The 11,791-nt window shown below is 56.7% G+C and carries 10 protein-coding genes; 4 read left to right on the top strand and 6 right to left on the bottom strand.

All coding sequences use genetic code 11. The features are described from left to right. Positions 1-10 precede the first annotated feature (10 nt). A complete protein-coding gene (locus AC6RA8_RS03555; protein ID WP_500350748.1) occupies positions 11-430 on the bottom strand; it encodes a hypothetical protein in 420 nt (139 codons plus the stop codon). Between the two features lie 208 nt (positions 431-638). Between AC6RA8_RS03555 and AC6RA8_RS03550 the strand changes: the two genes are divergently transcribed. Further along, positions 639-1,397 carry a helix-turn-helix domain-containing protein gene (locus tag AC6RA8_RS03550; protein WP_500350747.1) on the top strand — a complete coding sequence of 253 codons (759 nt, stop codon included), beginning with the start codon at positions 639-641 and terminating at the stop codon, positions 1,395-1,397. Here the strand turns inward: AC6RA8_RS03550 and ilvN are convergent. The 5 genes from ilvN to AC6RA8_RS03525 form a co-directional block, all read right to left on the bottom strand. After that, positions 1,394-1,954, bottom strand: coding sequence for an acetolactate synthase small subunit (ilvN, locus tag AC6RA8_RS03545; RefSeq protein ID WP_500350746.1), 561 nt, complete (start codon positions 1,952-1,954; stop codon positions 1,394-1,396). The genes AC6RA8_RS03550 and ilvN overlap by 4 nt on opposite strands. A gap of 73 nt (positions 1,955-2,027) precedes the next feature. Continuing rightward, entirely contained in the window at positions 2,028-3,779 is a 1,752-nt protein-coding gene (locus AC6RA8_RS03540) for an acetolactate synthase 3 large subunit (RefSeq protein ID WP_500350745.1), read from the bottom strand. 272 nt (positions 3,780-4,051) lie between these two features. Next, positions 4,052-4,816: a methyl-accepting chemotaxis protein gene (locus AC6RA8_RS03535; protein WP_500350744.1), complete on the bottom strand. Its 765-nt coding sequence runs from the start codon at positions 4,814-4,816 to the stop codon at positions 4,052-4,054. 72 nt (positions 4,817-4,888) lie between these two features. After that, complete coding sequence (locus AC6RA8_RS03530; RefSeq protein ID WP_500350743.1) at positions 4,889-5,533, bottom strand: response regulator transcription factor; 645 nt, start codon at positions 5,531-5,533, stop codon at positions 4,889-4,891. Beyond that, positions 5,530-6,960, bottom strand: a complete 1,431-nt coding sequence (locus AC6RA8_RS03525; protein WP_500350742.1) for a cache domain-containing protein — start codon at positions 6,958-6,960, stop codon at positions 5,530-5,532. Before AC6RA8_RS03525 ends, AC6RA8_RS03530 begins: the two co-directional genes overlap by 4 nt. 250 nt (positions 6,961-7,210) lie before the next feature. Here AC6RA8_RS03525 and AC6RA8_RS03520 point away from each other — a divergent pair, with 250 nt between their 5' ends. From AC6RA8_RS03520 to AC6RA8_RS03510, 3 genes are all read left to right on the top strand, one after another. Continuing rightward, positions 7,211-8,296, top strand: coding sequence for a TRAP transporter substrate-binding protein (locus AC6RA8_RS03520; RefSeq protein ID WP_500350741.1), 1,086 nt, complete (start codon positions 7,211-7,213; stop codon positions 8,294-8,296). Positions 8,297-8,407: 111 nt separating this feature from the next. Next, the gene (locus tag AC6RA8_RS03515; protein WP_500350740.1) at positions 8,408-9,364 is read left to right on the top strand and encodes a TRAP transporter small permease subunit; all 957 of its coding nucleotides are present in this window, start codon (positions 8,408-8,410) and stop codon (positions 9,362-9,364) included. A gap of 17 nt (positions 9,365-9,381) precedes the next feature. Beyond that, entirely contained in the window at positions 9,382-11,736 is a 2,355-nt protein-coding gene (locus AC6RA8_RS03510; RefSeq protein WP_500350739.1) for a TRAP transporter large permease, read from the top strand. Positions 11,737-11,791: the final 55 nt, after the last annotated feature.

Here is an 11,791-nt window from a genome sequence, read left to right as displayed (position 1 = left end):
CCTCTACGGTTTAGATACTACGCATCCGTTGTGGCATATCCGGCGCGGTTGCGCGGGCTTTGGGGTGGAGGCGGAAGGGAATGATTTCCGCCGAGTCCGTAACATCGACAAGTGCACGTTTCTCGTGTCTGATTTGATGCAGACTGTCGGGCAGGGCTGTATCATGGTTTTGCTGCAGCAGGCGCGCGCAGCGCACCTTGCGCATATTGCGTTCGGCAAACGCGTCAAATTCGACCATGTCGCCAACGTCAAAAAAAGCTTCCGGCATTGAAGCACACTCGTCTCGCGACAGAAATGCGAGGTCGCCGTGGTCCTCGCACCAAATGACTGCTTTCTCAGTGGTCGGATCGCTCCAAAGGATGACACCAATCATTGCTCTACCCAGAGTTAGACAGCTTTTATCAAACTCAATTCTAGACATTTCTGACATGATTAAGTCGGTAACGTTCGCTTGCTTTTTGTGTCTGCGACGGTATCGTTCAGTTGCAGTTTTGCGTCACTGTTGACGCAGATTGGCGTCACTTTTTGGGCAAGTGGCTCGGATTGGCGTCGGATTAACGATTTGCATTCCAATTCGAGCACTAGACGAAGAGACGACAATGCCTGAAAAGCGCAGATCACCGGCGGAATTGCGCAGCATGTTCGGTGAAAACTTGCGGATTCTTGCCGAAAGCTATCCGTCCATTTCCGAACTGTCCCGCCAATTGGGGATCAACCGAACGCAATTCAATCGCTACCTTTCCGGAGAGAGCTTTCCGCGCCCTGATGTCTTGGCGCGTATCTGTGACTTCTTTGATGTTGATGCGCGGGTGCTGCTTGAACCTGTTCAAAACATTATGTCGGGTTCTGATCCGCTTACTGGTCCGCTGCTCAAGGATTTCGTCGGAGCGGGGGTTGGGCTGATTGATGAAAACCTGTTTCCCAGCGGGTTTTATCGTTTTGTCCGTGCCAGCTTTCTGGACAGCGACAGATACGTAACGGGACTGGTGCGCGTCTTCAGAGATAACGGGGCTACGATTGTGCGCGGGTACGAAACCAAAGCAGCGCTGGGTGTGCAGGGAATGCCTGTTACGCGGCAGGCGCGCGAGTTTCGCGGTTTGGTTTTACGCCAAGAAGACGGCGTGAGTGCCCTGATCTCGCGTCGGGGATCTCACACAGCGTCATTCAATTACCTGAGCCGAGTGACATCTTTTGAAAACAATGTCTGGGTTGGGTACGTGGCCCGTACCGTACAAGAGACGTTAAGCAATGACCGGGTCGTCCGCATGATCTATGAGCATCTCGGTACGAGCATTGGGGCCGCGAAGGCCGCAGCGCGCGCGTCGGGATACTGCACGGAAGATGAGTTGACACCCTACGAAAAACGTTTGCTGAAAGTGGGCGAACCTTTTGCCTAATCGCCGCGGGGCAGGGCGGCCACGCCCGTCCTTGCCACCTCTACCAGTCCAAGCGGACGCATCAAGTCGGCGAAAGCGTCAATCTTGTCCGGGGCGCCGGTAATTTCAAACACGAAGCTTTCCAGAGTGCTGTCGACCACATTGGCGCGGAAAATATCTGCCAGGCGCAGCGCTTCCACCCGTTTCTCACCTTGGCCAGCCACTTTAAACATTGCGAGTTCCCGCTCCACGGACGGCCCTTCGACCGTAAGATCGTGGACTTCATGCACGGATACGATCCGCCCAAGCTGCGCCTTGATTTGCTCGATCACTTGCGGCGTGCCAGTGGTCACAATTGTGATGCGCGATAGATGGCCGGTGTGATCTACCTCGGCCACCGTTAGGCTTTCGATGTTGTAGCCGCGTCCGGAGAACAGGCCAATGACACGGGCTAGTACCCCCGGTTCGTTTTCGACCAGTACCGCCAAGGTGTGTCGTTCTTCCACGTCCGAAAAGGTGGGGCGTAGGTTGTAGGCCGAGTGGCTGGTGGAGCCTTTTTTGATTTTGAGCGCGGGCATGTCATTCATTTCCTTGTCGTCAGCAGAGATCCAGCGGACCTCTGAACCATTTCCTTTGAAAGAAAATGGCGCGTTACACCAGCACCGAACCTTTGGCGTCGATGACGCCTTGCGTTTCGGCCTCACCCAGAAGCATTTCGTTGTGTGCCTTGCCTGATGGGATCATTGGGAAGCAGTTTTCGTGTTTCTCAACCAGACAATCGAACAAGACGGGCCCATCGTGGTTGATCATCTCCATGATCGCATCATCCAGATCATCTGGATCGGAACAGATAATGCCCTTGGCCCCAAACGCCTCGGCCAGCTTCACGAAATCGGGCAAGCTTTCGGACCACGAGTGGGAATAGCGTTCACCGTGCAGAAGTTCCTGCCACTGACGGACCATACCCAAGCGTTCGTTGTTCAGGATGAACTGTTTAACCGGCAGATTGAACTGCATAGCAGTACCCAGCTCCTGCATGTTCATTAACCAGGATGCTTCCCCAGCGACATTAATCACCAATGCGTCGGGATGGCCCATCTGAACACCAATGGAAGCAGGGAAGCCGTAGCCCATTGTGCCCAAGCCGCCCGATGTCATCCAGCGGTTTGGATCTTCGAATCCCAGGTACTGTGCTGCCCACATCTGGTGCTGGCCCACCTCGGTACAGATGTAGCGATCATGGTCTTTGGTCAGAGCCTCCAACCGTGCCAATGCATGCTGAGGTCTAATGGTTTTGCCTTCTTGCGTGAACTTCAGACAGTCGACGGCCTTCCATTCATCAATCTTGGTCCACCACTGTGCCACCGCAGCCTGATTGGTCTTGCGCCCACGTGATTTCCAGACCTTCAAAATGTCTTCCAAAACGTGGCCCACATCACCCACAATCGGGATATCCGCCTTGATCACCTTGTTGATCGAGGAGGGGTCGATGTCGATATGCGCTTTTTTTGATTTCGGACTAAAGGCATCGATGCGGCCAGTGATCCGGTCGTCAAATCGTGCGCCAATGTTGATCATCAGATCGCAATCGTGCATCGCCATGTTGGCCTCATAGAGACCATGCATGCCAAGCATGCCCATCCAATGCTTGCCGCTGGCTGGATAGCAACCGAGCCCCATCAAGGTCGATGTGATTGGGAAACCTGTCGCATCCACAAGCTCCCGCAACAACTGGCTCGCGCCCGGGCCGGAGTTGATAACGCCGCCACCGGTATAGAAGATCGGGCGTTTGGCCGTCTCGATCGCGGCAACCAGTTCGGTGATTGCCTCCATGTCACCCTTGACCTGCGGCTGGTAGTGGGAGGTCGAAGGCTTGGGCGCGCTGTATGTCCCGGTTGCGAATTGCACATCCTTCGGGATGTCAATCAGCACTGGACCCGGACGGCCCGCGGTTGCCACGTGGAATGCCTCGTGGATGACGCCCGACAGACCGTCAGTCTCCTTGACCAGCCAGTTGTGTTTTGTGCAGGGGCGGGTGATGCCAACCGTGTCCGCTTCCTGGAACGCATCTGATCCGATCATGAATGTCGGCACCTGGCCCGTCAGAACGATGATCGGGATCGAATCCATCAACGCATCTGTCAAACCGGTCACAGCGTTTGTGGCACCTGGGCCTGACGTGACAAGGCAAACCCCGGGCTTGCCCGTGGCGCGAGCATAGCCTTCGGCCGCGTGCACAGCACCTTGCTCATGACGCACCAGGATGTGTTTGATTGAGTTCTGCTGAAAGATCTCGTCATAGATCGGTAGCACGGCGCCACCGGGATATCCGAATACTGTGTCCACACCCTGATCGATGAGGGCTTGGACGACCATTTTCGCTCCGGTCATTTGACGTGTCATGTTCCGCGTGCTCCGATTTGCGGTTTCTGTTGCGCATAAAAAAACCCCCGGGTTTCGGGGGCGCATGGGTGTCGGTCTGGAGTTCCGTTACCGGCCCATGCGCATATCCACTACGATGACGACTAGTTCAGTCATTAACCCTGAGGCCCTTTTCTGCGTGCGCGAACACTATGCGGACCCCAAAGGGGCGTCAACAGTGGAAAATCAGAAAAAACTGTCTTGAGGTCGGAAAAATGTGAAACTTTATTTCGCCCGAGGTCTTTCTGCCGACATTAAAGGTAATTTTTGCCCCTGATTGCGGCGGCGCACTCATCCTCACTGCCTGTCATAGCAGCGATGTCGGACCGGGCGTTGGTGGCCAGCATCTGAATCTCTTCTGCCAGGGTTTTGAATTCCACCGCGATCACACCCAGGCCGCGGCCTGCATCACCAACGCGTGCTGCTTCGACCGACGCGTTGAGAGACACAAGTCTGACATGTTTACCGATTTGCTCAAGCCGTGTCAGAGTTTTGGAAATAGCATCCCCGGCTGCACTTGCGCGCTCCACCTCCGCGTGGCGCGTTGCGTCCAGCTTGGCCCAAAGACCGTCACAAAAGCTCGACACACTTTCGAAAAAGCCGCCGCGGCCAACCCGTAAATGGACATCGAGGGCGTCACGCAGCCGTCGGACATCGTCGCCCTCGGCGGCAAGGGCGACATCGTTCGTAAGCTCGCTCATTCTCACAAAGGCAGCGACTGTCTTGGGGTTTTCTGATCCATGCTGCCCAATCCACTCACAGACCCAGTCAGGTACAGCCCTTTGTGGGTCGGTTCCCTGCACAAGTGCCGCTGACCGTGCGATAGCATCACGCTGCTCGTTCAGGATGGTTCGCCATTGCGCCCGCTTTTCAGTGGTTTCGGGACCAAGTGGATTTACACGAAACAGATATGATCCAAACAATGCTGAACGTATGGCGCGTGCCCGGGTTGTTGCGATCAGGTCGATGGCCGCCCGGCGTTGTGCAAAGCGTTCTGCGTCCGTCTCAGGTGCAGACATGGTTTGAAAAGAGAGTTGTGACATGCCGGAGCATTGCCACCGATCACTTTAGAAATGGTTAGGAGGCACCGCCTAAAGCGCATTGCCGGTGCCCTGCAGAACGCCATGTTCCAGAGCATAGCGTGTCAGACCCGCGGTGGACGATATGCCCAGCTTGCGCTTGATGTTCTTGCGGTGGGTTTCAACCGTCCGTACGGAGATGTCCAAGGCGTTAGCCACTTCCTTGTTTGACAGTCCCTGCGCGAGTTGTAGCAGGATAGTTTGTTCGCGCCCGGTCAGTGCGCCGGCGACATCTGCGCGTTTGGGTGCAATGGCCCCCTCGGCGCCAGTGCACAGGTACCGTTCACCCTTCATGACCGTCTCTATCGCCTGTGCAATCTCTTCCGTCGGAACGTCTTTCAATACGTAACCCATCGCACCGTGGCTCAGGGCGGACGAGATGTATTCGGGACTGTCATGCATGGATAGAATGAGAATGCGTGTGCCAGGCCGCTTTTCCAGCACAAGTTCGGTTGCTGTCAGGCCGCCCATCTCCGGCATGTTGAGGTCCATCAGAATGACGTCCGGATCAAGGTCGTCTAGCTGATCAATGACGGCACGACCGGTGCCAAGTGTCCCGACAACCAAAATGCCGTCATGGTCCTCAAGAACAGATTGGATGCCTTGCGCGACCATGGGGTGATCGTCAACGATCAGAACGCGAATTAAGTCAGTCATGCGCGCGCGCGCTCCTTACCGGGTGTCGAGCTTTCTGGTGGCAGTAGGTGCGTCAATGGTACCGTCGCTTCGATCACGGTGCCACCCTGTTGCCCCGCTCCAGACAAGATACGCAGCGCGCCGTCCAGTTGCTCCACACGCTCCTGTATGTTTCGCAATCCAATGCCTGCGGATCTACTGCTCAGCGATTGGTCAAGTCCAACGCCATTGTCAGAGATGCGCAGCGTTGCCCCGCGTTTGTGACCACGCAGATCGACCGATACATTTGTTGCTGCGGCGTGCCGTTCGATGTTGGTGAGCGCTTCCTGTGCGATGCGATAGAGTGCGATTTTTGCATCCTGATCCAGTCGGTTTCGGAACACCACTGTTTGAAAATCCGTCTCGATCCCGGTCCGGTTCGCAAAATCCTCGATCAGCGCTTTTAGGGCGGGGCCGAGCCCCAAGTCGTCCAATGCGCCCGGACGGAGATCACGACTGATGCGGCGTACTTCCGAAATGGCCGTGCCCAAATTGTCTATTCCTTGGGTGAGGGGGGCTGTGGCGTCGCCACTGCCCTTGTCCAAACGCCGACGCGCGCTGTCGAGTGCATAGCGGACACCAACAAGAATCTGGCTGATGCCGTCATGCAATTCGCGAGCCACGCGCCCACGTTCCTCTTCCTGCGCGTCAAAAACCCGTTGTGTCAGCTTCTTCAGCTTGGCGTCAGCCAAACGGCGTTCTCGAAAGTTTAGCGCCATGCCGGAGCCAAAGACCATCAGAAGGGCCGCCAACGTAATGGCGGATATGTAGTAGAACGTGCGTTGCACCCGGGTTTCCACATCGGCGCGTGCCGCAGCAACCGAGGTCAGAACGTCATCGATATAGACACCTGTGCCGACCGCCCATCGCCACGATGGGAAGGAGGTGACATAGGTGATCATCTCGGCTTCCTGACCGTTGGAGGGTTTCGGCCAAAGATGGGTCAGATACCCGTCGCCCTGGCGCGCGATATCGATCAGGTTGGACACAACACGCGTGCCCCGGCTGTCCGTGAGCGCAAGGTGATTGTTGTTGATCATCTCGGTCTGGCGCGGGTTGACCAGATTTGTGCCGTCATAGTCATAGACGAAGAAGAACCCCTCATCCCCGTAAATCATGGCTGACAGGATCTGGGCCACCTGATCTTTGGCTTCCTGATCGTCGGGTGCGGCTGATCCGTAGATGAAGTAGAACCCGTTGCGAGCCTGTGTCACGTAGTTGCGCAGTTCCCTTTTTTTGGCCTCGATCAACTGGGTTTCCAGCGCTTGTATTTCCCGCTCGGCCAGTGCGCGAGACTGAATAGCGACGAGAATAGCGATTGCTGCGACCGCAAGGATAAGCGGAACGGCAGCTACAAGAGACAGCTTTTGCGCATAGGTCAGGCGCAGGTTGGAAAGGGCGTGTCGCACACCACGATTCGATACGCGGATTACCGCTCGAATCAAAGAGGCACAGCGAAAATTACGTGCGCTAACAGGATCGCGGTACAATGAAATGCTGTCAAAATTGGTGAAAAAAACTGACCAAACGCGCAGAATTGCCGACTTTCTACGCAGTACTAGGTATTTTCATCGTGGCCGCCATCGCTAGTGTGTCGGCACTCGAAACGATCCGCCCCCCTGGGAGGGGAAGGGCATCATATTTGGGAGGAGTATCTCTATGGATCGTCGTTCTTTTCTAAAGACGTCTGCACTGGGTGGTTCCGCCGCCGCGGCAACAACGCTGGCCGCACCGGCCTATGCGCAGGGCAAGCGCACGCTGACAATGGTCACATCGTGGCCCCGCGGCTTTGCCGTTCTGGATGACGCGGCAAGCTACCTTGAGCAATTCGTGGGTGCGATGTCGGACGGTCAACTGACCATCGACAAGAAAGCCCCGGGCGAGCTGGTTGGCGCGTTCGAAGTGTTCGACGCCGTGTCGTCGGGCCAGGCGGACATGTACCACTCGGCTGACTACTACTTCATCGGTCAGCACCCGGCATATGCCTACTATACAGCCGTGCCCTTCGGCGGCACCGCGCAGGAAGTCACCAACTGGTACGAGCACGGCGGCGGCCAAGAGCTGCACGACGAGCTGGGCGAAATTTTCAACCTCAAAGGTTTGCTGGCAGGTAACTCCGGTTCGCAATCCGGTGGCTGGTTCCGCAACGAGATCAACTCGGCGGCTGACTTCAACGGCCTGAAGTTCCGTATGCCCGGTTTGGGTGGCAAGGTGCTCGGCAAGCTGGGCGCATCCGTGCAGAACATCCCTGGTGGTGAACTGTATCAGGCGCTTTCGTCCGGTGCTCTGGACGGTCTGGAGTGGGTTGGCCCGATGGCTGACGAGCGCGCCGGCTTCCAGGAAGTGGCGAAAGTCTACTACACCGCTGGTTTCCACGAGCCGGGTTCGGCTCTGGCGGCCAACGTGAACCTGGATGTCTGGAATGATCTGACACCACAGCACCAGGCTATCCTGACCAACGCGTCGCGCGCGGTCACGCACTACCAGCTGGCTGAAACCCTGGCCAACAACGGTGCTGCGCTGGCACGTCTGCAACAGCAGGGCGTGAAAACGCTGCAATTCTCGGATGACGTCTGGGATGCGTTCGGTGCTGCGTCGGCAGAAGTCATGGACGAGAACATGGGCGACGAGCTGTTCGCACGGACCCGTGCCTCGTTCGAAGAGAGCCTCGCGACATCGGCCAGCTGGATCAACAAGTCCGACGGCTACTATGTCCAACAGCGCGTGCGCGTGCTGGGCGGCTAAGCCGACACTTCTGAAAACGCCAAGGGCTCCGATGATCGGGGCCCTTGGTTCACGTGAGGAACTGAGGCGATCAGATGGTCACGCTCTGACCAGATCGTAGGGGGCACATTCATGGAAAACGATAACGGCGCTGAAGCCGCAAGTACCTTTGCAACGCTGGTTGATGGCGTTCTCTGGTTCTTTCAGAACCTGGGCCTGGCCTTCTACAACATTGCCTATGCCATCACGCATCCAGCGTCCTGGTTGGACTGGGTCACGTGGGCCAACACGCCCGAAGACAAACTGTCCTTGATGAAATTCGTCTACTATGGCGGGTCGACGCAGTTCTTCTTTGCCGTCCTCGCCATTATCCTTGCCGCCACCGCCATCGGCCTTTGGAAACGAGAGTTCATGTGGGGTTGCGTTCGCGTGATGGAGGGGATCGCCAACACCTCGGGCCGATTCTTTGCATGGGCTGGCCTTCTGATGGTGCTGCAGCAGATCATTATTGTTTTCATGCAGCGGATTTTTACCCGGCCGGATATCTCAATTGGTTTCGGCATCCCGTTGCAGTTCGACATTTCCTGGTTTGCCGAAGAGCTGAAGCTCTATAACGCGCTCGTTGTTTGCATGTGCGTTACCTACACGTTCGTGCAGGGTGGGCATGTGCGTGTGGACCTGTTCTATTCCGCGGTGAAGTTCCGCACCAAGCGCGTGATCGACATGTTTGGGTCTCTGGTGTTCATGCTGCCCTCGGCCACGCTGATCTGGATGTACGGCTGGTACTTCCTGTGGCGCCACCTGGTGACACCAAAACCGGCCGCAAGTTGGGACCTGGAGCGTGCCGAACGTTCGGCTCGTGCCGTCCGCTGGAACGTTGAAACGATCGGGTTCAGCCCCAACGGCTTCAACGGGTACTTCCTGTTCAAAATCCTGCTGGTCGCCTTTGCGGGGCTCGTATTCCTGCATGCCATCGCCTTTTTCTACCGCTCGTATCTTGAGTGGAGGGAAGGCGAAGAGAGCGAAGGCAAATACCTCGACCGCGATACGCTGGGCGAGGGCGAAGAAGCCTACGAAGGCACACACTGAGTTAGGGGCAGTAAACAATGTTGTTTGGACTTGATGGCGTAGAAATCGGCCTGATCATCGTCTTTGTCTGCCTCTTTGGCGGCATCCTTTCTGGCTTTCCCGTTGCGTTTGCGATTGCGGGGGCAGGGGTCATCTCCTTCGGGATCATCGCGTCGCTCGACAGTGCCGGTCTCTTGATCCACCAGGCGATTGACGAAAGCGCACAAGCTTATCGTGATCTGGTCAATTCGGGGGTCAAACCTGATACGATCAGCGTGTTCCGATACCCCGACCTGCCGCGCATTGGCGAACCTGTGTTCCCGAACGGTTGGGAAGTTGCGCTGGACCGGAACGTATCCTTTGTTGTGAACCGGATGAACGAGCGTGTGCTGGCCGGTCAGTCCATCGAAACGCTGCTGGCCGTTCTGATGTTTGTTCTGATGGGCATCACCCTCGAACGGTCGAAAATCGCCAATGACCTTCTGACAACCATGGCCCGCGTCTTTGGGCCGCTGCCCGGCGGTCTGGCCGTGTCCATCGTTGTTGTGGGTGCCTTCCTTGCTGCATCGACTGGCATCGTGGGCGCGACGGTTGTGACCATGGGGCTGCTCGCCCTGCCGACCATGTTGCGGAACAACTACTCACCCGAGATCGCGACAGGTGTGATTGCAGCATCCGGAACGCTGGGGCAGATCATTCCGCCGTCCATCGTCATCGTTCTCTTGGGGACGCTTGCAGGTGACCTTTACTCGGCTGCGCAGGAAAACCGGGCACAGGTCGCTGGGTGTACTGACGCTTTGACATATCTGGGTGAGCCTGCGGTGGTCTCCGTTGGCACGTTGTTCCAGGCTGCTCTATTGCCTGGCATTATGCTTGCACTGCTCTACGCGCTCTATGCATTCGGATATGCGCTCTTGAACCCGGAAAAGGCGCCAGCTGTCGAAATGGGCGCGACAAATGCCGAACCGATTACGCGCGGCGAAGCGTTCACATGGTTCCTGGGCGCGCCTGTTCTGATCATTGTAGGTACCATCCTGCTCGGGAACCTGAATATTGTGGGCAGTCAGTCCGCGACAGTATCCGCGTTCTCTGACATAGGCCAAGCTGCAAGCCTGCGTACCAACGTGGGGGACGAATGCAAGGCATCCATGATCGAATTGCATGGTCAGGATGCGTGGGACGCCGCCCTCGCGCAGCAAGAGGAAATCGATGCCGCAGGTGGTGTTCAGCAATCGCAACGGTTGAGCGAAGAGGAGCTTGCAGCAGCGATTGAGACCAAAGTTGCGTCGGCTGCTCCCATCGGCACTGGTACCGCGATCCTGCTGATCTTGCTGGGTCTGATCCTGACCACGGCCAAGGGCATCGCGCCAAGCAAGGAAAACCAGCCACTGATCATCGGCGGTATTGGAGTGGTCCTTGCTTTGCTGGCTGACATTCTGCTTATCGGGCCGCTCAACAGTGCGGGCTACTACGTGGCTGTCATGTTGATTCCTTTTGCACTGGTTCTTTACGGTGCGGTTGAGGGCGTAAAGCGATGTTCAAAAAACGAGCTGGTGCGGGTCGTGTTCCCACCGCTGGTTCTGATTGTGGCGGTGCTTGGCTCGATCCTTGGCGGTATCACCAACCCGACGCCAGCGGCTGCTCTGGGGGCAGGTGGTGCGATCATGCTGGCCGCCTATCGCAAGCTGACCGATATGGACCGCAGCCCGAAAGTGATCATCTGGTCTACGCTGGCGATTGTCGTCTGTATCCTCGTCGGTGTGAACTTTGACCTGCGCATCAATCAAAGTGGCGTGTCTGCTCAAAGCTGGTTTGCGTTCTTCGTAGCTTACGGAGCTTACCTGTATGCTCTGTTCGGTCTGCTGTTCTCATGCTGGATCCTCTACACTTCCGGCGTTCTTAGCCCGGTTGTGCGTGAAACGGCCAAGGTGACATCGATGGTGTTCACCATCTTGATCGGGTCGCAGCTTTTGAACCTCGTTGTGATCTCTTTCGGCGGCGAGCACTACATCCAGCAGTTCCTCAAGTCGTTCGACAACGAGTTCACGGTGTTCCTGATCGTAATGCTGGTGCTGTTCATCCTGGGCTTCGTGCTCGATTTCCTCGAGATCATCTACATCGTGATCCCGATCGTTGGGCCGGTCATTTACGGCGGTACGTTTGATCCGAAGTGGGTGACGATCATGATCGCGGTGAACCTGCAGACGTCGTTCCTGACACCACCTTTCGGATTTGCGCTTTTCTATCTGAGAGGGGTGGCGCCGAAGGAAGTGACAACCGGGCACATCTATCGCGGGATCATTCCGTTTGTATTGATCCAAGTGGCGGGGCTTGCCTTGCTGTGGACCTTCCCTGGCATCGTGACACTCGTTCCGGACCTGATACCGAACTAGGGGGTCAACTACCAATCAAGGGCGGCCATACGGCCGCCCTTTTGCTTTGCGTGCG

This window comes from Tateyamaria sp., assembly GCF_059783535.1.
The sequence above is the reverse complement of the archived record's forward strand: the minus strand, read 5'-3'. Positions and strand labels throughout refer to the sequence as shown.